This is a genomic window from Pontibacillus salicampi (assembly GCF_042434395.1).
GTDB lineage: Bacteria > Bacillota > Bacilli > Bacillales > BH030062 > Pontibacillus > Pontibacillus salicampi.
Window position 1 is genome coordinate 463,753 of the sequence record NZ_JBHLTP010000013.1, and the last position, 22,210, is coordinate 485,962.

At 39.1% G+C, this 22,210-nt stretch carries 20 protein-coding genes; 15 read left to right on the forward strand and 5 right to left on the reverse strand.

Translation table 11 applies throughout. The annotated features are described in order from the left end of the window. Positions 1-97: 97 nt before the first annotated feature. A complete protein-coding gene (locus ACFFGV_RS17755) occupies positions 98-463 on the forward strand; it encodes a multicopper oxidase domain-containing protein (RefSeq protein ID WP_377350730.1) in 366 nt (121 codons plus the stop codon). A 122-nt stretch (positions 464-585) separates the two neighbouring features. Then, complete coding sequence (locus ACFFGV_RS17760) at positions 586-2,610, forward strand: heavy metal translocating P-type ATPase (protein ID WP_377350733.1); 2,025 nt, start codon at positions 586-588, stop codon at positions 2,608-2,610. Positions 2,611-2,644: 34 nt separating this feature from the next. On the opposite strand, the gene ACFFGV_RS17765 is transcribed toward ACFFGV_RS17760, so the two are convergent. Beyond that, on the reverse strand, positions 2,645-3,211 hold the full coding sequence (locus ACFFGV_RS17765) for a hypothetical protein (RefSeq protein WP_377350735.1): 567 nt from the start codon (positions 3,209-3,211) through the stop codon (positions 2,645-2,647). 200 nt (positions 3,212-3,411) lie between these two features. Further along, positions 3,412-4,023 (reverse strand): YdhK family protein, encoded by a 612-nt coding sequence (locus ACFFGV_RS17770; RefSeq protein ID WP_377350737.1) that lies wholly within the window; start codon positions 4,021-4,023, stop codon positions 3,412-3,414. A gap of 278 nt (positions 4,024-4,301) precedes the next feature. Here ACFFGV_RS17770 and ACFFGV_RS17775 point away from each other — a divergent pair, with 278 nt between their 5' ends. The 8 genes from ACFFGV_RS17775 (at position 4,302) to ACFFGV_RS17810 (ending at position 11,825) form a co-directional block, all read left to right on the forward strand. After that, positions 4,302-5,393, forward strand: a complete 1,092-nt coding sequence (locus tag ACFFGV_RS17775; protein ID WP_377350739.1) for a multicopper oxidase family protein — start codon at positions 4,302-4,304, stop codon at positions 5,391-5,393. Positions 5,394-5,939: 546 nt separating this feature from the next. Beyond that, positions 5,940-6,365, forward strand: a complete 426-nt coding sequence (locus ACFFGV_RS17780) for a YhfM domain-containing protein (RefSeq protein WP_377350741.1) — start codon at positions 5,940-5,942, stop codon at positions 6,363-6,365. Between the two features lie 164 nt (positions 6,366-6,529). Further along, the gene (locus ACFFGV_RS17785; RefSeq protein WP_377350743.1) at positions 6,530-7,087 is read left to right on the forward strand and encodes a hypothetical protein; all 558 of its coding nucleotides are present in this window, start codon (positions 6,530-6,532) and stop codon (positions 7,085-7,087) included. Between the two features lie 637 nt (positions 7,088-7,724). Continuing rightward, on the forward strand, positions 7,725-8,129 hold the full coding sequence (gene merR, locus ACFFGV_RS17790; protein ID WP_377350745.1) for a mercury resistance transcriptional regulator MerR: 405 nt from the start codon (positions 7,725-7,727) through the stop codon (positions 8,127-8,129). A 15-nt stretch (positions 8,130-8,144) separates the two neighbouring features. Then, positions 8,145-8,372 (forward strand): mercury resistance system transport protein MerF, encoded by a 228-nt coding sequence (gene merF / locus ACFFGV_RS17795; RefSeq protein WP_377350748.1) that lies wholly within the window; start codon positions 8,145-8,147, stop codon positions 8,370-8,372. A gap of 21 nt (positions 8,373-8,393) precedes the next feature. Then, the gene (merA, locus tag ACFFGV_RS17800) at positions 8,394-10,037 is read left to right on the forward strand and encodes a mercury(II) reductase (RefSeq protein WP_377350751.1); all 1,644 of its coding nucleotides are present in this window, start codon (positions 8,394-8,396) and stop codon (positions 10,035-10,037) included. Positions 10,038-10,088: 51 nt separating this feature from the next. Further along, positions 10,089-10,310, forward strand: a complete 222-nt coding sequence (locus ACFFGV_RS17805; protein ID WP_377350754.1) for a hypothetical protein — start codon at positions 10,089-10,091, stop codon at positions 10,308-10,310. A 1,143-nt stretch (positions 10,311-11,453) separates the two neighbouring features. Then, positions 11,454-11,825 (forward strand): DUF948 domain-containing protein, encoded by a 372-nt coding sequence (locus tag ACFFGV_RS17810; RefSeq protein ID WP_377350757.1) that lies wholly within the window; start codon positions 11,454-11,456, stop codon positions 11,823-11,825. A 302-nt stretch (positions 11,826-12,127) separates the two neighbouring features. Here the strand turns inward: ACFFGV_RS17810 and ACFFGV_RS17815 are convergent, their stop codons facing one another. Next, entirely contained in the window at positions 12,128-12,598 is a 471-nt protein-coding gene (locus ACFFGV_RS17815) for a FixH family protein (RefSeq protein ID WP_377350759.1), read from the reverse strand. 26 nt (positions 12,599-12,624) lie between these two features. Beyond that, entirely contained in the window at positions 12,625-14,004 is a 1,380-nt protein-coding gene (locus tag ACFFGV_RS17820; protein ID WP_377350762.1) for a PepSY-associated TM helix domain-containing protein, read from the reverse strand. Positions 14,005-14,507: 503 nt separating this feature from the next. Between ACFFGV_RS17820 and ACFFGV_RS17825 the strand changes: the two genes are divergently transcribed. From ACFFGV_RS17825 to ACFFGV_RS17840, 4 genes are all read left to right on the forward strand, one after another. Then, positions 14,508-15,557 carry an enoyl-CoA hydratase/isomerase family protein gene (locus tag ACFFGV_RS17825; RefSeq protein WP_377351120.1) on the forward strand — a complete coding sequence of 350 codons (1,050 nt, stop codon included), beginning with the start codon at positions 14,508-14,510 and terminating at the stop codon, positions 15,555-15,557. 97 nt (positions 15,558-15,654) lie between these two features. Beyond that, positions 15,655-17,232, forward strand: coding sequence for a phytoene desaturase family protein (locus tag ACFFGV_RS17830; protein WP_377350765.1), 1,578 nt, complete (start codon positions 15,655-15,657; stop codon positions 17,230-17,232). A 439-nt stretch (positions 17,233-17,671) separates the two neighbouring features. Next, positions 17,672-19,180 carry a S41 family peptidase gene (locus tag ACFFGV_RS17835; RefSeq protein WP_377350767.1) on the forward strand — a complete coding sequence of 503 codons (1,509 nt, stop codon included), beginning with the start codon at positions 17,672-17,674 and terminating at the stop codon, positions 19,178-19,180. Positions 19,181-19,558: 378 nt separating this feature from the next. Next, positions 19,559-20,764 (forward strand): PDZ domain-containing protein, encoded by a 1,206-nt coding sequence (locus ACFFGV_RS17840; RefSeq protein WP_377350770.1) that lies wholly within the window; start codon positions 19,559-19,561, stop codon positions 20,762-20,764. Positions 20,765-20,820: 56 nt separating this feature from the next. Here the strand turns inward: ACFFGV_RS17840 and ACFFGV_RS17845 are convergent, their stop codons facing one another. Then, on the reverse strand, positions 20,821-20,949 hold the full coding sequence (locus tag ACFFGV_RS17845) for a hypothetical protein (RefSeq protein ID WP_377350772.1): 129 nt from the start codon (positions 20,947-20,949) through the stop codon (positions 20,821-20,823). A gap of 220 nt (positions 20,950-21,169) precedes the next feature. On the opposite strand from ACFFGV_RS17845, the gene ACFFGV_RS17850 reads away from it, so the two are divergent. After that, the gene (locus tag ACFFGV_RS17850; protein WP_377350774.1) at positions 21,170-22,144 is read left to right on the forward strand and encodes a LacI family DNA-binding transcriptional regulator; all 975 of its coding nucleotides are present in this window, start codon (positions 21,170-21,172) and stop codon (positions 22,142-22,144) included. The last annotated feature ends 66 nt before the right edge of the window (positions 22,145-22,210 follow it).

Sequence of the window (22,210 nt, forward strand, 5' to 3'; positions counted from 1 at the left end):
AACGTATAAAAGTGAGGAATTAATCTTAACAAATTTACCATACTCAGATGTCCAATACACAATGGAATTAAATATAGGGATGAACACGGGGGAAGGAATGGTTTTTCAAATTAACAATGACATCCTTCCAAAGACAGCTCCAATTCAAGTAACAGAAGGGGACATTGTTAAAGTGAGATTGAAAAATACTGGCATGTTAAATCATCATATGCACTTTCATGGTCATCGTTTTCAAGTGGCTGCTAAGAATGGAAAAACCCTTGAGAATCCTGTTGTGAAAGATTTACTTAATATTAAGCCTGGTCAAACCTATGAAATTTATTTTAAAGCGAACAATGCCGGGGAGTGGTTATTTCATTGCCATGATAACAATCATGCTAATAGAGGAATGGTAACAATTCTTGATTATAAGTATGTGTACTCCCCATTCAAATTAGGTGAAGACACAAAGAATAAACCATAATATAAAGATAAGAGCGACTCATCTGCACGAATTTTGGATATTATTTGGGCATGACCTTACTAAAGAAGAAAAAATAGTGATTAGAAAAAGCATTTATTTGAAGAAAGGAGCAAGAATGATATATGTCTCATGAACACCACAATCATTCAGAAAAACATGAAGAACAAGACCATCATGAAGGACATGATGGCCACGAGGGTCATGATCATGGAGCAATGGTAGAAGATTTTAAGAAACGGTTTTATATTTCTCTTATTGTAACGATTCCTATCTTATTATTATCTCCAATGATTCAAGATTTTTTAGGATTAGATCTGACATTCCCATTTGACCAATATGTGTTATTCGCTCTAGCTACATTTGTATTCTTCTATGGAGGTTTGCCTTTCTTAACTGGAGCTAAGGAGGAGTTGAAGCAAAAGAATCCAGGTATGATGACGCTGATTGGACTTGCGATAGCTGTAGCTTATTTGTACAGCTCACTAGTTGTGTTTGGCCTGGAAGGTCGGAACTTTTTTTGGGAACTAGCCACACTAGTTGATATTATGCTTCTTGGTCATTGGATTGAAATGAAATCTGTGATGGGGGCTTCAAATGCATTAGAAGAACTAGTGAAGTTGATGCCCAACGAAGCACATAAGGTAGATGAAGAAGGAAATATCGAGGATGTACCTGTAGCTGATTTACAAACAGGAGATAACGTTTTGGTCAAGCCTGGAGAAAAGATTCCTGTAGATGGAGATATTATTAATGGAAAGACGACTATTGATGAGTCTATGTTAACAGGTGAATCGGTTCCAGTTGAAAAGAGCGAAGGAAAGGAAGCAATAGGTGGATCAGTCAACCAGGAAGGCTCCATCACTATAACCGTTCAGAAAACAGGGGATGATACGTATTTATCCCAAGTAATTGGACTAGTGAAAGAAGCACAGGAATCAAAATCGAAAACGCAGGATATTTCCAATCGTGCAGCAAAATGGCTTTTTTATCTTGCTTTAGCAAGTGGTATTATAACCTTTATTGTCTGGCTTGCCCTAGGTAATCCTGTTGATGTAGCCATGGAACGTATGGTTACCGTTATGGTCATTACATGTCCACATGCACTAGGCTTAGCGGCACCTCTTGTCGTTGCAGTATCTACATCCATTTCTGCTAAGAAAGGATTGCTAATTCGAAATCGTGCCAATTTTGAAGGGGCTAGAAGCTTAAATGCCGTCGTGTTTGATAAAACCGGCACCTTAACCAAAGGGGAGTTTGGTGTGACGGAAATCATTCCTCTTAACGACTATACAAAAGAGGACGTTCTGACATGGGCTGCTTCCTTGGAACAAAACTCAGAACATCCACTAGCCGAAGGAATTGTAGAGAAAGCGAAACAAGATTCCATTACACTGAAGAATATAGAAGAATTTGAATCCATGACTGGTAAAGGACTTAGAGGCACAGTCGATGGGAAAGAAGTAAACGTTGTAAGTCCTGGTTATGTAGACGAACACGATTATGCCTATAATCATTCTTCTTTTAATGAACTTTCTGAGGAAGGAAAAACGGTTGTGTTTGTTTTGGTAGAACAAGAATTAATGGGCATGATTGCACTAGCTGATATCGTCCGAGAAGATGCCAAGGAAGCTATCGAATCACTAAAAGAGAAAGGTGTCCATTCAATTATGTTAACGGGCGATAACCAAAAAGTAGCTGATTGGGTTGCCAAGCAGTTAGGTATTGATGAAGTGTATGCTGAAGTGCTACCAGATCAAAAAGCCGATCAAGTGAAAAGTATTAAAGAAAAAGGCTGGAAAGTTGCCATGACTGGAGATGGGGTAAACGATGCTCCTGCTCTAGCTACCGCTGATTTAGGAGTAGCTATTGGAACAGGTACAGATGTAGCAATGGAATCAGCTGATATTGTACTTGTGAAAAGTAACCCAAAGGATGTCGTTTCGATTATAGAATTATCCAAGAAAACGTATCAAAAAATGATTCAAAACCTATGGTGGGCAGCAGGGTACAACATTGCGGCCATACCATTAGCAGCTGGTATCCTAGCACCAATTGGAATCATCTTAAGCCCTGCAGTCGGAGCAGTTTTAATGAGTCTAAGTACGGTAGTTGTGGCTATTAATGCAAAGCTATTAAAAGCGAATTAATGAAACAAGGCAAAGACCCTTCTTTGCCTTGTTTTTATGATGAATGATTATTGTGTGGTATTGGATTATTCATAGGTTCATCAATAAACCAACTTCCCCCCAACAAAAAACTCATGACTAGCAAAAAAACAAGGAAAGGCTTAAGGAGCCATTTTTTCGATGGCATGGTTTGGTCAGAGGAAGACGTGCACGCAAACATAGGATACAGAATCAGGGAACATACAGCTAGAGTTAAAAACAGCTTTATTAGAATAACGTTTTCGTAAATAGAAAGCATCTCTCCTAACATAGCTCCCATCATACCACTCATTAAACCAGCGGATATACCCTCAATACAAGAAACCATTCCCAATCTACAGTTGCTAATTCCTCCGATTGAACCTCCCACCGATATCCCTAAAACTGTAGAAAAAATTAAATCACCTTGAAAAATCGATCCAAACATTACCCCTACTACAAGCCCCGAACTTGTACCAGAGACCATCGAGATGACCATACGCTGGCTATGGTGGAGAGACGTGTGGAACCTTCTCGTCAATAGGAATGAGAAGATAACAATTAATAGTAGAGCAAGTACGATAAACATATGCATATCACCCATTCTTATTCTCCTCTAAATTTTTTTATAGTTAGTTAAAAAATAGCAATCAAACTTTCCTTTTATGTATATTTTCTAAAGAGAGAAAAATGACTTCAGATAATGCCCCTCTCACTGAATAAGCAGAACCCTTTTATATAAGCCATGAAAAAAAGGCGAAATTCTTTAATTTCGCCTTGAAAATATTCCGTTCCGAACTTGTACTACTCAGCTGAAAGTTCATTCGCTGTAACCCATTTATGGTCGGTGACTTCCTCTCCTCCATCTGTTGGAGTAAAGTTAATCATATAAACGGTAGTTTCTTCAACTGATTCAATAACAGCCTCTGCTCCTTCCATTACTTCCATGTGGGAGGCATTAAGAGTCACTTTCTCTCCTGGTTCGAGGTCTATTTCACCAGCTTCCTCAATTTCTTCATGGATCACCCATTTGTGATCCTTAACACGTTCCCCACCATTGGTCGGATCATAAGAAACAGAATAAGCCACTGTATCATAGGCCCCTACAATCGTAGCCTTCGCTCCTTCCATCCCACTCATATGACCCTCTTGGATGATCGCTGTACTTCCCTCTTCAAATTCCGGATTGTCTGCAGCTTCTAGACCTTCCGGTACTTCACCGGATCCTGAGTGCTCCATCCCTTCGTGGCTTTCCGAACTTTCATCCGTATTTTCATCTGAAGATGGCTCTTCAGTTTGGTTTTCATTTTGCTCCGCCGTATCCGGCTGATCTCCTTCATTTCCCCCTGAACAAGCGGCCAATGCCAGTAATAAAACCAAAACTGATACGTTCAGAAGAAATTTTGAATTATTCACCTTTATATTCCTCCAATTCTATCATTGTTTGTGAAGTTCACCTTTTTAATATATCCCCCTTATATGCATTTTTTGTGCAGAAAGTCTGGTCATTGAAAGGTATTGGACGGCAAATCATCTTGATAATTAGTCTAATCTCCCTCATCTATCCACATCTTTATCAATATTGCCCAATTTCTATGCATGTCACAAAATTGCTACTTCTATTATGAGGAAAATGCATCATTTCTCCATAAACGATTGATAAATTAAAAGAAAAATATAAGGGAGATGCATTTATGAAAAGAACATGGATCATTATTTTGTTTGTTTTAGCAGCATTAGGTTCTGGATTTTTATACCAGCAGTTACCGTTGGCATCAACAGCGGACTACAACTCCAAAGCATCAGCTTCCAAAAAATTAACTTCAATTGAAACCCCCGGCGGGGAAACATTGGAAGGAGAGGAGGTAGATGGGGTCAAACGTTTTGAGTTGACAGCTGAATCTGTGATACAGAGATTTACTGAAGAAGAATACCAGGGAAAAGGATGGGGATTCAATGGCAGCACTCCTGGCCCCACGCTTATTGCTCAAGAAGGGGACAAGGTTGAAATTACAGTGACTAATGACCTGCCAGAAGCTACATCTGTTCACTGGCATGGTATTGAAGTTCCGAATGAAATGGACGGTGTAACTTCCATACAGGATACACCGGAAATTGAACCTGGCGAATCATTTACTTATTCCTTCAAACTAAAACAAGGGGGGACTTATATGTACCATTCGCACACTAATGTATCTAAACAAGAACTGATGGGACTTGCAGGAGCATTCGTCATTCAGCCAAAAACCCAGAACCAACAAGTTGAAAGAGATATCGTTATGATGCTTCAGGAATGGACGCTGGAAGGGGCTGGAGGGCATGGGAATATGGTAATGACACCTTCTAAAAAAGAATCGCATGATGAAGAGCATTCTGAGATAAATGAAAGGGAAGACACGGATTCAGGCGCTTATGAAATCAACCCATTGGGTATGGAACCGAATACGTTCACGATCAATGGAAAATCTTATCCGGACACAGAGCCGATAATGGTTAAGAAAGGGGAAAGAGTCCGTTTGAGATTTACCAACCTCAGCGGAAATTCCCACCCAATGCACATGCATGGAGATGACTTTAAAGTTACAGCTGCTGATGGCAACCGTATTGATGAATCAGCACAGCTCACGAAGAATACTATTAATGTGGCTGCTGGTGAAACCTGGGATGTTGAGTTCACAGCAGAAAATATAGGCAGATGGCCGATTCATTGTCATAAACCCCACCATACTATGAACGCGGATGGTGATACAGGCGGTATGTTTACTGTTTTAGAAGTTATAGAATAACTTTTAAGTACATCATTGATTTAGGCTGTCGAATTTCTCGACAGTCTATAAATTTAAATAACATGGAAAAGTATATACTCTTCAAGTAAAGGGGCAATAGTTGCACAATGGTTCTCGTTTATTATGCTAACTGAGCAGTACACTTTAGAAGTTTAAGTGGATTAAATCGAAGCTGAGTCTTAAGCAATAGGGGCGATTCTTAAACACAGGAATGGCCCTATTCTTAATGTTGAGCAGGAGTATTCAATAATAATATTCACCTTTAGTTAATTTATTCTTAATGCTAGCAATTCACAAGTGGATATTAATGGTAAAATATAATAAGAGATGATTACGTTATGAATAAACTAAAGGATTTGCTGGAAGAAGATATTAAACCTAACTGGGGAAGGTACTGTGGTTTAAATGGAAAATGTCTCGCAATAGAGTCTTACACTAAGGGGCTATAGTTGCATATTGGCTATCGCTTATTGTGTTAACGGAGCAGGAGGGTTGTAAAAAGAACTAATTTAAATCACATAACAGTTTAGTAGGAGGAAGTTGGATATGAAGAAGTGGTTACTGGTATTTAATTTAGCTTTTTTTAGTATTACCTTAATTTCTTGTCAGTCTCGTATGGAAGAGATGAAATTATTAGATGGTGTATCTGATATTTCAATTTCCAAATCTAATGGTTTTGGGGCATTAAATGAAAATTATTTTGTTTCCATTGACCAATCAGAAGATATATCGACTTTTAGTGGTATTTTAAAAAATGCAAAAGGAATAAATAGAGAGGTTGATGTATATAACGAGAAACCTGACTACGATATATTAGTTCGTTATGAAAATGGGGAAGATCGCGGATTACATCTTGTGCTTGGAAACGAAGGGGAAGAAAGTATAGTTATGTTTATTGGGAACGAAAAGAAAGGATTCACTGTTTCTTCAGAAGATACAAGAATGCTAAAAAGCATAATTGATATTCAATAAGCCTTATTCACCAAACAGGTGAGGTAATTTAATATCTACTTCAAGATATATTGAAATCTAGTTTCCATATAAGTGGAAGATAGTTGCGCAGCTACTAACTTTTATTGTGCTAACGGGCAGTAATTTTGAATAAAGGGTTTTTATTTCCAAGGTTAAATATATAAGTGGATAAAAATGAGGGAATCATTTTGAGGATAAATCTAAAAATTACAACAGTAAGTTCAACTATTATTATGTTTTTGGTTTTAATAGGATGTGAACCATTTGCGAAGGAAACGATGGATTTTTATGTAAGCACAGAGAGCATTGATCTCTCTGGTGAAAATATCAATTCTATATCAATTAATTCATATGAGAACGATGTAATAAACACTTTTGGAAAACCGACTAAAATCGAAGAAATAGAAAATCCAAAGTCAAAATATTTAAGTTACGATGGTGTGGAGTTTGGTTTTGTAGATGAGAAGGTTATTCGATTATTCATTCGAAGAACACACGAAAACTCCAAGATATATGGAACGGAAAAAGAAATTAAAATCGGGGATACAAAAGAACAGGTAATTAAAGAATACGGTGAGAACTATTATGAAAGGGTTGAAAGCGGATTAGATACCCTTGGATATTTTGATAAAGATAATATGATAAATATAGAGTTTGGGTTTAATGAAAATAAAGTTATAACTGTTATTATTAAGAAAATTGGTTGGAAGGAAGATAATTAAGCTACCAGGGGTATTAGTTAAATATATGGTTCATATATTTTGATTTCAAGTCTTCAAAAATTGGGAGCTTATATGAAATGTTAGTGGTAACTAAAGGGTTTTTTGACTGTTAAAAAAGATTTTTTAGTTTGTATCTCGATTGTTGTGTTAGTACTTGGAACACCATCCGAAGTAGCCTTTAATAGTTGGGTATCCGAAAAACACAATATAAACTGTGAAGAAGATGGAAGTTGTTTTAATGGGAAAAGCCAGGCTCGAACGAAGGGAGAGGTAGGAGAATTAGAAGAATATAAACCCTGGATAACTGTAAGAGATTTGATTGTATATGGCATTTATTCTTTGTAGGTTTTGGCAACATGTTTATTAGACAAGTTGTATAAATAAACGCGTTATAAAGGGCATTAATGTGTATTTTCATTCAATTTTTGGGTGATTATCTCGAAACCGGGTCTTTAAGTATAGGGCAGGATTGTGGAAGACTCCGTTTCGAGAAAATTCAATCGTTAATAAGTAAAGATAGTGAATTTATCGTCAAAGTAAAATGTTTTATTGAAACTAATATTGGAATAATAAAATCTACTAACACTTGACCCTGTACTATAGTACAGGGTTTATATTGTATCTAGAGGTGATGGCTTTGAAATATAAAATTAGCGAGTTAGCCGAGGTTTGTAATGTGAATAAGGAAACCATCCGTTATTATGAACGGAAATCATTAATACCAGAACCATATCGGAACAGTTCAGGATACCGTATTTATGGTGATTCCACAGTGAAACGTGTAAGTTTCATTAAAAAAATGCAAGATTTGGGATTTTCACTAAGTGAAATATACAAACTTCTCGGAATAGTCGATAAAGACTCTGATCGTTGTCAGGATATGTATCAATTCGTTTCACAAAAGCAGATAAATGTAGAGAAGAAAATTAATGATTTAAAACACATACAAAAAGTCTTGAATGACCTGAAGAATTGTTGCCCTAATGAAAGAGACTTATATGCATGTCCAATTATAGAGAATGTTCTTGAAGATAGTGGTTAAAAGGAGAGCGATAAGATGAAAAGGAATAATTGGTTTGTTGGAAGTATAGTTGGATTCATCATCATTCTTCTTTGCTGTACAACTCCTTTGTTAGTGATCATGTTAGGGGTGTTCGGGCTTGGAGCATGGACTGGGTACTTGGATTATATTTTGTTTCCAATGTTGATAATATTTTTAATCCTTGCAGTAGTCACCTATAAAAAAAAGAATCAAACATCAACCGATGAGGACTGCTGCTCTTAATAGATAAAGGAGGATATGAAAATGAAAGAATTTCTAATTGAAATCAAAGGAATGACATGTGGAAGATGTGAAAATCATGTACGAGATACGCTTCAAGAAAATGGGGCTGAAAATATTCAGGTAGACCATAAAGAGGGAAAGGCTGAATTCAAATTAATAGATGAAAGACAGAAAGAGATTATACGAGAAGAACTGCGAAAGACACCTTATGAACCGGGAGAAATTATCTCTATGTCCACAAGCGATGAAAGAAGATCCGTGAATAAGACCTACGATTACGACTTTTTAATTATAGGTTCCGGTGGGGCAGCCTTTTCAGCAGCTATCCAAGCATCTGAAAATGGACTTCAAGTAGCGATGGTAGAAAAAGGAGACGTCGGAGGCACCTGTGTGAATATCGGATGTGTGCCTTCTAAAACCTTACTTCAAGCTGGACATATTCAATTCCAATCCGGGCATCATCCTTTCCGTGGTTTGATGACCTCGGCTAAACAACCGGATATGGCTAATCTACAAAACCAAAAAGAGAAGTTGGTTCAACAATTGCGTAAAGAGAAGTATGAAGACCTCATTGAAGAATATGGATTCGAGCTTATTCAAGGAGAAGCTCACTTCCTTGATGCACATACCATTTCTGTACAGGGGAAAGATTTCACAGCTGCATCCTTTTTAATTGCCACAGGGGCATCCCCTTTCATTCCGGATATTCCTGGGCTGGAGGATACATCTTATCTAACAAGCACGTCTGCGTTAGAGTTGAAGAAAGTTCCAAACCATCTTGTTATTATAGGATCCGGATATATCGCTCTAGAAATAGGACAAATGTATAGACATTTAGGTGCTGAGGTTACATTTTTGCAACGGAGTTCTAGACTCCTGAAACAATATGATCCAGAGATCTCTGAAACCGTTGAAGGTATGTTAAAAGAAGAGGGTATTACTCTAATGAAGGAGGTCAATTATAAAAAAGTTGAAGAAAAGAATGGCAAAAAATACATTCATTTGGAAGTTGAAGGAAACGAAAAGACTATAGAAGGTGATCAGCTTCTTGTGGCTGCGGGGAGGAAGCCCAATACAGAAAAACTCCAAGGAGATAACATTAAATTAGCGTTGGGTGAAGATGGAGAAGTTCTTATAAATGACTTTCTGGAGACAAATATCCCTCATATCTATGCAGCTGGGGATGTAACTATTAGTCCTCAATTCGTATATGTAGCAGCTCACCAAGGAGGCATCGTAGGGCAAAACGTATCTAAACCATCTAAAAAGAAACAAAGTTTGGAACATGTACCCGCGGTGACGTTTACAACACCCTCGATCGCTTCTATTGGATGGACAGAAAGCCAAGCCAATCAAGCTGGTTATGATGTGAAAACGTCCGTTCTTCCATTAGAATCGGTTCCAAGAGCATTAGTGAATCATCATAACCAAGGTGTTTTCAAACTGATCATGGACGCCAAGAGCAATCAGATTATAGGTACTCATGTGGTGGCTGAAAATGCTGGCGATGTCATTTATGCAGCTACGTTAGCTGTGAAATTTAAATTAACAGCCGAAGACCTTCAAGAGACCATGGCTCCTTACCTAACGATGGCCGAAGGATTGAAGCTAGCAAGTTTGACGTTTGATAAAGATGTCTCTAAATTATCTTGTTGTGCTGGTTAGATCTAAGTTCACCTTAACTCACGGTGAACTATTTTACCATGGACATGGTACATGGTTTGTTATTACGGAGCTGCCGAGCTCTTCGATTGGCAAGAACGCATGATAGGGAACGGAATAGATGGTAACGCGAAAATCAACTGCTCTGATTTAATGGAATTTAAAAGAACATTTACGAACCATGTACCTGACAAAAAAGAGCAGGCTTTAAATAAGAATGCCATTGATACCTATCATGGAAAGGCTTCATTTATCTCTGATAATCAATTTTCCTGATGTAGACTCCAAATATGAATATTTCAAAATGGAAAACTTATTAACACCCGTCTCATGAATTTTTTGGTATTCCTTGGTTCAGTGATAATGACCATTTGCTTATGTATGAAAGACATACAAACGTTAATGCACTGTTTGGTCTTAATCCAGAACCTGAGAGGGGAAGGGTAGAATTACTCTAAATAGTTATGGTGTAGATATTCATATAAGTGTTCTCTACACGATGGTATATAATCAAGAAATGGAGCATTAAATATGAACTTTTTGGCGGAAAACTTGCCCAGAAAATTATTTGTTAGTGTATTATACATTTCAATTTCAATCTTTATTTTTCCATTATTATATTTAGGGGAAAATGAGTTGAACTATTTAGAAAATGTTGGAGGATACTTTTTTGATTTATTTTTAGTAATATACATAGGCTTTTTATGGGTCTCGTTCCTATGTGATCGAATTGCTAGAGTATTGACCATAAAAATAAATATCTCTGAGGTATATATAAGTGCTATCTTGCATATCATTGCTGGTTCCTTATTTAGTCTGGAAGCTTTGATACTATCATTTTCTTTTTTTCTCTTAGATAGATTAATTATGAAATATTTTGAAATCAAAATGGTTACGGCACTTTGTCTTATAGGGATTATAATAATTATATTTATTATGAATTTCAGTTACTATGTGCCTTACTAAAGCCATTTATTATAGTTGGATGATTTCCCTCTGGTTGCATAGCCAGAGGGGGCTGGGGGTGTTCCATGCAAGGCCACATGCTCTAGGTTTTAGTCCAAAAGGTTGAAGGTCGTTAATCCGTTAGTAATTCTTTAAAAGGATATTATTGTAACATTACAAAGTAAGTAGACAAGCTTACTTAAGGGAGTCTCTCCCAAAAACATTAAAGCAAGTACACTACTAATGCGTACTCTGGCCTCCGGCTGGAGTGCGCATTGTTTATTTATGAAAACATTGCTATTCGTTTAAGATAGTAATCCAAACATCCTATCATGGGAGGTAAGAGGATTTATCTAATGGAGGTCTTTCCAGAAATGATTGTTTATCCATTTTATGGTCTTGTTGAACTAGTAACGAAGGAATGTCCGAATCCTCCTCCTCATAGACTTAAAAAGGGGAAGGGAGGTGGTCTCAGTGATTGAATGGAGTGTTACTCTTATAGCTATTGCGTTTATTGTTCTCGTCATCTTTTTGATTTTGACATTACGAAAACTCATGGCCACATTAGCTGAAACAAAAGAGACGCTATCTGATGCACGGAAATCTATTAACAGCATTACGGATGAAGCAGAAGAACTGATCCAGGAAGCCAATCAAATTTCAGTTGATGTAAAAGGGAAAATGGAAGCCGTTGATCCCTTAATTGAGTCTGTTCATGACATGGGGGATATGATACACGATGTAACAAGTTCCATAAAAAGAACTGCTTTGGATAAGGACAATAGAAAAACTATTCAAACGCAGGGTACACAGGAGAACAAGCCGGTACGAATTAAGCTGAAGTAGAAAGAAACGGCACGACATTTGAAGGTCATAGATATAGATAGAAAAAGGAAGAAGACACCTATACAATGAGGTGAACTTCCTCCTTTTTTGTATCTGTGTACTTATTTAGAGGGTGGTTTGATTACAAATTACGAGCCTAATTGATATTAGTGCAGCACAACAAAATGATCCGTTTATGTTTCCAATAGCTACTATCAACTTACCTATTTTAGGGGGATTTCATGATGCACTCTTCCTGAGTAGGTATGAACAGGTACTCCATAATCATCCAACAACACTCCTGCGACGAAAAGGAGAACGATTTAATGGTGACCCTCGTGTGATTGCATCGGCTTTGGTGCTTGTTGTTGTAGATATTCTCTATCACTCTTTGATAACTCTCCTACGATTATTTGTTGTTCTGGCATAATCATCTTGTCCTCAACACTGGCTTTTATCTGCACTACATATAGTCCATCCTTATCAAATGGTGCCTTAACACTATATTGGCCAAGGCTGCCTAGTTGCGCTTTTTTTACGCCGCTATGATAGGTGCCATCCTGCTTCCAAATTTCAATCTCGACCGTATCAACTTCTTTTATTATCGAACCATTTTGAGTAAGTGTGACCTTGATTTCCTCCTCTGTGTTATCAGAAAAAGTAGCAGGCAAGGTTATGTCAGGTATGAGGGGGTCTTGTTGTTCGTATAAATCGACAGCATTTTCATTCAAGGAGCATGCGCTAAGCAATAAGCACAAGAACAGAAAAGAAATTACCGGTATCTTATTCGACATCTTACATATCCTCCTCTCGATTGACATTAGGCATTCAGGAACTTCTTCCATGAAGGTATTCGTTGTATGACTAACAGGTCTAATAATAATACGACCACGAGGGATAACCCCACTAATGGAAATAGAATTCCTAAGGCTGCCATTACGATGAGAAACGTTCTTCCTTCCTTGATGCTGCCGGCTTTTGGTGCTCCCATACTTCTTTGGTTTGGCTTCCGTTTACGCCATAAGTAAAAACCACTTACTATAACAAGAATGATTCCTAAACAAATAAATAAGCTTATAACCTTGTTTAGGAGTCCGAATTGATTACCTGTATGTAAGGTGATGCCTAAGGCAACGCTTTTTCCTACTATTCCGTAGTCATCAAAGCGGTAATCTGCCAGTATGGCACCTGAGTATTGGTCAATGTGCATAGTAACTTCCTGCTGGGCTTTTGGTGGAAAAGCGGACAGTGTAAATACGCCTTCCTTTTCATTCGGTATATAAATGGTATAGCTTGGATGAACCTCTTCTCGCTGTGCAATGGATACTACATCATCAACGGATAGGGGACGATACCCTTGTAAGTCAGAGGAAGGAACGTCTAATTGTTCAGCAGCCCATGGCACTTCTGCTATATCCTTTGCTTTCACATCCGAGGAAGGGGGGCTTCCTGTCCATATGGAAGGTGGATATCCTGTACCTGCATTCGTTGCAGCAATTTGAAAATTATTTCCCCATAGTCCAGACCACGGCAGTCCTGTCATGATTAAAAACAGCATCCCTCCAGCTAGCCAAAATGCAGTCACAGCGTGCAAATCTCTCCGAAACGTTTGAGGACCGTTTTTCCTTCTTGGGTAAAGGACACCAGCTAGACGCAGCTTCTTTCTTGGGAGCCACATATACAAGCCAGTTACAATCAGTACGATTCCCCAGCTAGCAGCTAATTCTACGATTCGATCTCCTATTGTCCCAGCCATCAATTCGCCATGTATTTCTTCTATCTTGTTCATTATTTTGTCCCCGCTGTTAAGGGTTCCAATCACTTCGCCAGTGTATGGATTGACGAAGGCTGTTGCAGCTTCGTTATTAGATGTAATACCTACTTCACTAGAACGAGTAGGGGTTTCTCCCGGATTGAACGAGGTAATGGTCGCATCTGGATAGGCAGCCTTAACTTCTTCTATTTGATTAGATGGCGTTAGGGTATCTCCTTCCGCTTTTATTTCATAATAATCCTGATAGAGTACCTGTTCTATTTCTGGCTTGAATAAGTAGATAGAACCGGTTATTGCAAGAATAAGCAGAAAGGGTGCTATCATAATACCAGCATAGAAATGCCACCTCCAGACTGTTCGGTAAAGGGAAGCTTTACTATGTTTATTAGTTGATTGTTGTTTCCTTTTTCGGATGTCCTTTTCCACGTCATCTCCTCCTAAAGGCCAATAGTATAACGAAATCATGAAATCTGTTAGAAAAACTAGAGAACATTTTGTGAACGAACATAAGCATATGCATCTCAAGGAGAGAACGAACAATATGGACACTTGGATCACAAATGATGAGAAAATTTTTTCTATAGCTGTTATGACTTTAGATTTATGTAAGTAGGGGAGATAGGGAGAAGCTTTCTTTTCGAGAGGCCATTTTTATAGAAAGACCTCTACCAATTGGTTGTTTTCTAGAAATAAGCGCAAAGGTTTGACATTGCCATATAATCATTCTACACTGCGAGTATTAGCTACCCTGCTATTTGAAAGCTGAAGAGGGGAGCGGGTGTAAACCTATTTATTGATAGATAAGCAGATAACTAGGTACATATTTGTAAGCGCTTTATATATCCATGTAGGTAGCTGCCCTTGCTCTCAAACAGAAGGAAGGCAGGAAAATACTTAATCCATTAACTAAAGGAGGAAGCGGAATGGCAATGAACGAGGTGTTATGCGAAGTTCAATCTACTGGACTTGCTACGATTACCCTAAACCGGCCAAAGGCGATTAACTCGCTTACTTATGGGATGCTGAAGGAAATCCATCAGAAGCTGAAGGAATGGGAAACAGATGAGAATGTCCAGCTTGTGCTGCTTCAAGGTGCTGGGGAAAAGGGATTTTGTGCAGGGGGAGATATTAAATCTCTATATGAAGCGAGGTCTAGTCACCAGGCCTACCAGCATGCGGTTGCTTTTTTTGAAGAGGAATACGAGGTAGATCACTATATATACTCTTATCCAAAGCCTATTGTAGCGTGTTTAGATGGAGTAGTCATGGGGGGCGGGGTTGGTCTGAGCTATGGTGCTCGCTACCGGATAGTTACAGACCGAACGAAATGGGCGATGCCTGAGATGAATATCGGCTTTTTCCCTGATGTGGGGGCAGCTCACTTTCTTAATAAAGCTCCTGGATATATTGGACGTTATTTAGCGTTGACGGCAGAGGTTATTCCTGGAGCGGATACAATGTATATACACGCCGCAGATACATTTATTCCAAGTGATAAGGTAACAAATTTTATCGGTGAGCTAGAGCGTACTAATTGGGGTGAGGTGCATGTGGATAATGAGCTTCTTCATCTAATTCAACAGTACAGTCAAGAGCCATCCCCACGAGCGACGCTTCCTACTTATCAGAAGGAGATTGACGAATGCTTTTCCCATCAGAGAGTAGAGGACATTATGGATGCTTTAGAAAAACAGGGCACAGAGTTCGCTAGAAAAACGAGGGAACAGCTACTATCTAAATCTCCTGCTTCCTTAAAGGTGACGTTGAAGCAGCTTATGGAAGGAGAGGGAGCATCGAGAGAGGAATGCTTCCGAACAGATTTGATACTCGCAAAGCAATTTATGCACCATGAAGACTTCTATGAAGGAGTTCGTTCTGTTTTAGTGGATAAAGACCGTACTCCTAACTACATCTATCAATCTCTTGCCGATGTTTCAGATGAGCTGGTTGCTTCCTTCTTTAAACCACCACATTCTTAAATGACCACAACGGTTTAGCTGCTCTTTGTAAGGGTATAAACGAAGTAATTATACTTAATGTTATGGGCTTTTACTATTCAAGTTAGGAGATGGAACAATGACTCAATCCTATGATGCCATTATTATCGGCGCTGGACACAATGGGCTGGTTACTGCTATACGGTTAGCCGACAAGGGATGGAAGGTGCTAGTGTTAGAAAAGTCATCCCTCCCTGGTGGTGCTTCGAAATCATACGAAATAACAGAGCCTGGCTTTATGCATGATATTTATGCCATGAATATCGGGTTATTTTTAGGATCATCGTTTTACGAGAAATATCGTGGAGAACTGAATCGCTATGATGTAGAGCCCGTTATTAGTAACAAACCATACGCTAGTGTATTCCCTGATGATACAGGAATAGGTGCCTATCAGAATAGAAAGGAAATGTATAAGAGTATTGCGTACCACTCCTCCAGGGATACCTATGCTTGGAAGGAATTAAATGATTATTTTGATAAAACCTCTCCTTATTTTATGCCTCTAATGCAAATGGAATTGCCTTCTGTTCAGGCGGGTAGACACGCATGGAAGGTATTTCGTCAGCTGAAGATGAATGGTGTACTGGAATTAGGAAGTCATATCTTACAATCTCCTCGTGAGTTTGTAGACCATTGGTTTGAGAATGATAAAGTAAAGGCAATGATTGTCCCATGGGGGTTTCACTTAGACTTTGCTCCTGACGTATCTAATGGGGCCGTATTTCCATTTATTGAATCTATATTAAATCAACGAAATGGCATGGCATTTTCAAGGGGAGGGGTCCAGCGCTTGATAAATGCTATGGTAGGCATGGTACGAGCTCGAGAAGGAGAGGTGCGTACAGAGGCGCCTGTTAGTAAAGTTCTGGAGAAGAACGGGAAAGCGTATGGAGTAGTTCTAGAGAACGGGGAAGAAATACATGCGGACAAGGCAGTCATCGGGAATGTGACACCGTCCCAAATGATCAACCGCTTCCTAGATAAAGAAACTCTTCCAGCCAAATATGTTCAAAAAGCAGAAAAGTATCAGTATGGTCCAGGTACGATGATGATTCATCTGTCACTAGATGCTCCCTTGCAATGGAAAGCTGGAGAAGAGTATGCCGAATTTGCTTATATTCATATTGGTCCATATGTGGATGATTTTGCTCGCACATACACGCAAGCAATGAGTGGTACCCTTCCAGATAGTCCAATGCTTGTCGTGGGTCAGCCTGACACCATTGATCCGGAACGCTCCCCGGCTGGGAAGTCTACGGCATGGATTCAGGTTAGAGCACTGCCCTCTCATGTGAAAAAGGATGCGCTCGGAAACATTGAACCTAGCAGCTGGAATGTAATCAAAGAGCAGTATGCTGATAGAGTTATGGATAAGCTTTCCGAATATGCACCAAACGCTAAAGAGGTTATACGGAATCGAGTTGTGTTATCTCCTCAGGATTTAGAAAAGGATAATCCTAATTTAGTCGGTGGCGACAGCGTGAGTGGAAGCCATCACATGTTTCAAAACTATATGTTCCGTCCAATGCCAGGCTATTCGAGGTACGAAACTCCAATCGATCAGCTATATATGGTAGGTGCAGCCACATGGCCAGGTGGTGGATTGAACGGAACGTCTGGTTGGCTCCTAGCTGATAAATTAACGAGTAAATAGAAGAAGGAGCATAAAGGAACAAGGATAGCAGCACACTACATATTGTAGTGTGTTTTTTTATAGCTAACAAAGGATGAAAAGCCTTTTGGTATGGGGCGCTCATAAAAAAGTAATATACGCCCATAAATCTGAAAATTCGCCCGTATTTTGTAAAATCTGCTCATAAAATAAAACATTCGCTCATACATGCTGCTGCCAAACGGTTGAGGACCATTAGAAAAGAATGAATGTGCTCATATTGGGACTTTTTTGTAGGCTCCATTTAGTGTAAAATGGCTTTATAGAAATGGCACAACATCCTTACGTAAATAGATACAATATTAAACATGTCCAACCCTTCTATAACATAGAGTATGAGTAGAGGCATCGCACAACATTATCGGTGTGATGCCTCTTTGTGCAAACCATTCCTTATTACAAGTTTATCGAGGTGAAGTATATGAACTTAAAAAGGCGTTATCTGGCCGCCTTGCTAATACTGGCCATGTTAATTGGTGGAGGCGCCACATATGCTGGTGTGCAGTTCATCCAGCCAGGTACAGGACAAGCCCAAGAGCAGGATTCTGACCAAAAAGCAAGTACAGATAAAGGAACCACTTCGTCAGACGAAGAATCAATAGGTAATATTCTAGATGGGTTAAAAGAGGACAACGAAGGCGAGCTCTCTAAAGTAAATAAAGCGTATTCCGTCATTATGGAAAAATACGTGTCCGATGTAGAGTCGAAACAGCTTATAGAGGGTGCCATTCAAGGAATGCTCGATACATTAGATGATCCATATAGTACGTATATGGATAAGGAAACGATGGAACAATTCAACAACTCTATCTCCTCCTCCTTTGAAGGTATTGGAACAGAAGTGAGCATGAAGGATGGCAGAGTTACGATTGTTTCTCCTTTTAAAGGTTCACCTGCGGAAGAAGCTGGTTTAAAGCCAAAGGACCAGATTGTTAGTGTGGACGGCGAGAACATTGAAGGTATGGATTTGTACGATGCTGTGTTAAAGATACGTGGGGAAAAAGGCACGACCGTTACGCTTGAAGTCGATCGTCCTGGCGTTGAGGAGAACTTGTCGATTAAAGTGAAGCGAGATACCATCCCTATTGAAACGGTGTATTCCGATGTGAAAACAGTAGATAGAAAGAAGGTTGGCGTCTTAGAGGTAACCTCTTTCTCTGAAAATACAGCAGCTGATTTTGATAAAATGCTGAATGAGCTCGAGGATCAAGGCATAGAAGGACTCGTTATTGATGTACGCGGTAATCCAGGCGGCTTATTTACAGCAGCACAGGATATTTTAGAGAACTTTATAACGAAGGATCAGCCGTATGTACAAATTGAGGATAGCGAAGGAGAGAAAAAGCGTTACTTCTCCGATTTAAATGAGAAAAAGGATTATCCTATTACGGTTCTAATGGATGAAGGCAGTGCCTCAGCTTCCGAAATATTAGCTGGAGCGATGAAGGAAGCTGGAGGATATGATCTTGTTGGGACGAACAGCTTTGGGAAAGGAACTGTACAGCAAGCCCTTCCAATGGGAGATGGCAGTAATCTGAAGCTTACTCTATTTAAATGGCTTACTCCAGATGGTAATTGGATTCATGAGGATGGAATTAAGCCTACTGTGAAAGAAGAATTACCAGAGTATTATTACACGAATCCGGTTCAAATCGATAAAACGTTACAATTTGATCAAACTAGCGATAAGATTGCAAATGTACAAAAAATGCTCAAAGGTCTTGGCTATGACCCCGGACGAACAGATGGGTACTATAGCGATAAAACCGTATCTGCTGTGGAAGAGTTTCAACAAGATAAGGATTTAGAAGTAACAGGGAAAATTAACGAGAAAACAGGCAGTACGCTGCAATCTCTCATTATCGAAAAAGTACAAAATAAAGAAAATGACACACAAATGGATAAAGCACTAGAGGTTCTGTTCCAATAACAGGTGTGCTGCATCTATGTAGGATAGTACTAACCCGTGGCTGTGGCTGCGGGTTATTTTTCTGTTTAGAGAGGAATGTAATAATGGTTGCAGTGTTACCGTATCCTCCTTTAAATGGTGTAAGGGGAAAGCGTTGAATGAGAACAGAATCGAAGCTCTCTTTAATCCATTGATACACCTTTTTACCGGAAAAGACGATTTTCTCATAACCTAGTATCCTTTTATTTTTGGAGAAAACCACAATTATTTATAGTATTGGAAGAGATATCTAGGGAAACCTATTTTCTTCTTATTCCAGATAACGTACAATCAACATACATAGTCTAATTAGCGTATGCGAATATATTTGCATAGTACATATTTGTGGAGGGGACGATTATGGTAGAATCATGGCTGCTAGAGTTAGCAAAAGGTATAGGAAGATTCTTCATTCACCCGATGGTGTACATCGTCATTGGACTCCTATTACTAGCTTCCATTCAACGAATTAAACGAGAACGTAGAGATTTCGGAATAAAAGTATTTAATATTTATTCAGAGTGGAAGGGTACAAAAGGAATTGCGCTTCTTGGCGGTTTGCTCATTTCGGTAGTTTCTATTGCTGTTGGTATAGTAGTGCCCTATGCAGTTGTGTTACTGATGACTATCTTTTTCATACTGTCATCTTTCCTGCTTCGTTTTAATTGGATATCGCTAACCTATACAATGGGATTTACTTTCTTAGTTTTATATTTTGTACCGATAGATGCTGTTTCTTTTTTACCTTCCGTACTGTCCGATGGATTGGCAGCGTTTGATCCGACTAGCCTGCCTATCCTAATAGGGATCTTTTTAATAGTAGAAGCTTTTCTATGGAAGAAGCATCATAATAATGCATCATTTCCTCATTACATTAAAGGGGGACGCGGTAAGCTAATCGGTCAGCACCAGGTGAAACGTCTTGGGATGATTCCAGCTTTCATGCTGATTCCAGGAGGACTTATCGAAGCCTTTGCTTCATGGTGGCCGCTCTTTACTTTTAATGGAGAGAGCTTTGGGTTAATGCTCATTCCTTTTGTGACTGGATATGATGTGAAGGTAAAAGGACTCTCTCCTCATCAGGCTGCCAATCAAATTGGCAATTATGTACTACTTCTCTCGTTTGTTACGTTAGCTGCTGCTATAGGCGGTCTATATATCCCTGTTCTATCCTTAATTAGTGTCGTGATAGCCATTTTGGGACGAGAGGCTAGTGTGTTGAGTGTAAAATGGCAGGACCGTGCTCGAAGTCCATTATTCACACCAAGGCATAACGGCTTACCTGTTCTAGGTGTTATCCCCTATTCAACAGCGGATAAAATGGGACTGATTGTCGGAGAGCAAATTGAAAAAGTAAACGGACAAGCCGTTTCCAATGAAGAGGAATTCCATCAGGCTCTTCAGCGTAACGGAGCTTATTGTAAGATGGAAATCCGCGATGCTAGTGGAGAAATTAAATTTGCGCAAAGTGCTATGTATCAGAACGACCATTATGAATTAGGTCTTATATTTGTAAAGGATCGTCATAAGAAAGAACAAACGAAAGGCATACGCGTATCGCAGTAAACAGACAAAAACTGGAGGGCAGAGCAGCTCTCCAGTTTTTCTATATCGATATGTCGTTACCGATCATAGAACCAATTTTCATATGGCTCTACTACAATAGGAGTTTTAGATAGTTTTAAAGCAGTATAGACAGTAGCAATCTCGAAGGAACATAATAATAGTAGAATGATAAATCCTTTTATCATACTGTCTCGCCTCCTTTCTGTGAGATAGGTGTACCATAAGGTAGTGTTTACTTTTTGATAAATGGCCATGGCTTTTAAGGGAGTACTTGCAAGTTGAGTTAACTATAAAGTATGAAATGCGTTTCATAGCAAGAGGATTATGAAAGAAAAAGGATAGAGGATTGAAATAGGTTTTCCACTGGTGGAGTTCTATTGTTTGTAAGGTAAGGAGGTTAAGGAATTGGCTAACATAAAAGACGTTGCCCAATACGCAAATGTATCTGTTACGACCGTTTCAAGGGTACTGAATGGTCATCCCTATGTAAGGGAGGAAAAGCGAAAAGCAGTGGAGGCAGCTATTGAGGCATTAGAATACATCCAAAACAGCAATGCTATTAATCTTTCTGTAGGTAAGACGAGGCTAATAGGGGTTGTAATTCCGTTTGTTAATCATCCATATTTCTCGCAATTATTGAATGGGATATCTAGCCGAGCTCTGGAACTTGGATATACGCTTGTCCTTTTTCAGACTACCTATGATGAAAATAAAGAAATAGAAGCTATGGAAATGCTTAAGCATAAACAAATCGATGGAGTGGTTATTACATCAAGAGCTGTGTCGTGGGATTGTTTAAAAGGCTATCAACCTTACGGGCCGATTGTTGTATGTGAAGATAATGCCTCCGAGCACATTTCTTCTGTTTCTATTCATCATTATGATGCCTTTACTGCAGGTATGAATCTACTAATAGAATCAGGCCACCGTCGTATTGGCTATTGTATATCTCGTCCTAATAGCACCAATAGTCTAATAAGGCAGGAAGCATTTGCTGATGCGATGAACAGAATAGGGGCCTCTATCCATGAAGAGTGGCTGTTTACGAATCGGTTGTCGCTAGAAGACGGGGAACAAGTAGTTCATCAGCTGTTAGTTCAGGGAGAAAAGCCTAGTGCATTACTCGTTGCGAGTGATCAGGTTGCAGCAGGGATTGTTATGGAATGCCAAAAGCAAGGGATGACAGTGCCTGGAGACTTAGCCGTTGTTGGGTTTGATAACCATCCTATTTCGAAGGCTTTGAATATCACCACTATAGCTTTACCGTTTCAAGAGGTAGGAAGAGCGTTAGTGAATAGTGTACTAATGGAAGATAAACCAACAAGACAGCAGTATGGCTTTGAGGTTATCTCCAGAGGAAGTGTAGTGGAACAAGAATAACGCTTACGAAGGGTTGTTACATAGTGTTATTTTGGGCTTTATTTCCATTCCCTTCTATTAGATAAT

Excerpts from the sequence above, each read along its gene's own strand:
- ACFFGV_RS17755 (WP_377350730.1), top strand. The coding sequence starts at position 98 with ATGGTTTTTCAAATTAACAATGACATCCTTCCAAAGACAGCTCCAATT.
- ACFFGV_RS17760 (WP_377350733.1), top strand. The coding sequence starts at position 586 with ATGTCTCATGAACACCACAATCATTCAGAAAAACATGAAGAACAAGAC.
- ACFFGV_RS17765 (WP_377350735.1), bottom strand. The coding sequence starts at position 3,211 with ATGGGTGATATGCATATGTTTATCGTACTTGCTCTACTATTAATTGTT.
- ACFFGV_RS17775 (WP_377350739.1), top strand. The coding sequence starts at position 4,302 with ATGAAAAGAACATGGATCATTATTTTGTTTGTTTTAGCAGCATTAGGT.
- ACFFGV_RS17780 (WP_377350741.1), top strand. The coding sequence starts at position 5,940 with ATGAAGAAGTGGTTACTGGTATTTAATTTAGCTTTTTTTAGTATTACC.
- merF (WP_377350748.1), top strand. The coding sequence starts at position 8,145 with ATGAAAAGGAATAATTGGTTTGTTGGAAGTATAGTTGGATTCATCATC.
- merA (WP_377350751.1), top strand. The coding sequence starts at position 8,394 with ATGAAAGAATTTCTAATTGAAATCAAAGGAATGACATGTGGAAGATGT.
- ACFFGV_RS17805 (WP_377350754.1), top strand. The coding sequence starts at position 10,089 with ATGGTTTGTTATTACGGAGCTGCCGAGCTCTTCGATTGGCAAGAACGC.
- ACFFGV_RS17815 (WP_377350759.1), bottom strand. The coding sequence starts at position 12,598 with ATGTCGAATAAGATACCGGTAATTTCTTTTCTGTTCTTGTGCTTATTG.
- ACFFGV_RS17825 (WP_377351120.1), top strand. The coding sequence starts at position 14,508 with ATGAACGAGGTGTTATGCGAAGTTCAATCTACTGGACTTGCTACGATT.
- ACFFGV_RS17830 (WP_377350765.1), top strand. The coding sequence starts at position 15,655 with ATGACTCAATCCTATGATGCCATTATTATCGGCGCTGGACACAATGGG.
- ACFFGV_RS17835 (WP_377350767.1), top strand. The coding sequence starts at position 17,672 with ATGAACTTAAAAAGGCGTTATCTGGCCGCCTTGCTAATACTGGCCATG.
- ACFFGV_RS17840 (WP_377350770.1), top strand. The coding sequence starts at position 19,559 with ATGGTAGAATCATGGCTGCTAGAGTTAGCAAAAGGTATAGGAAGATTC.
- ACFFGV_RS17845 (WP_377350772.1), bottom strand. The coding sequence starts at position 20,949 with ATGATAAAAGGATTTATCATTCTACTATTATTATGTTCCTTCGAGATT.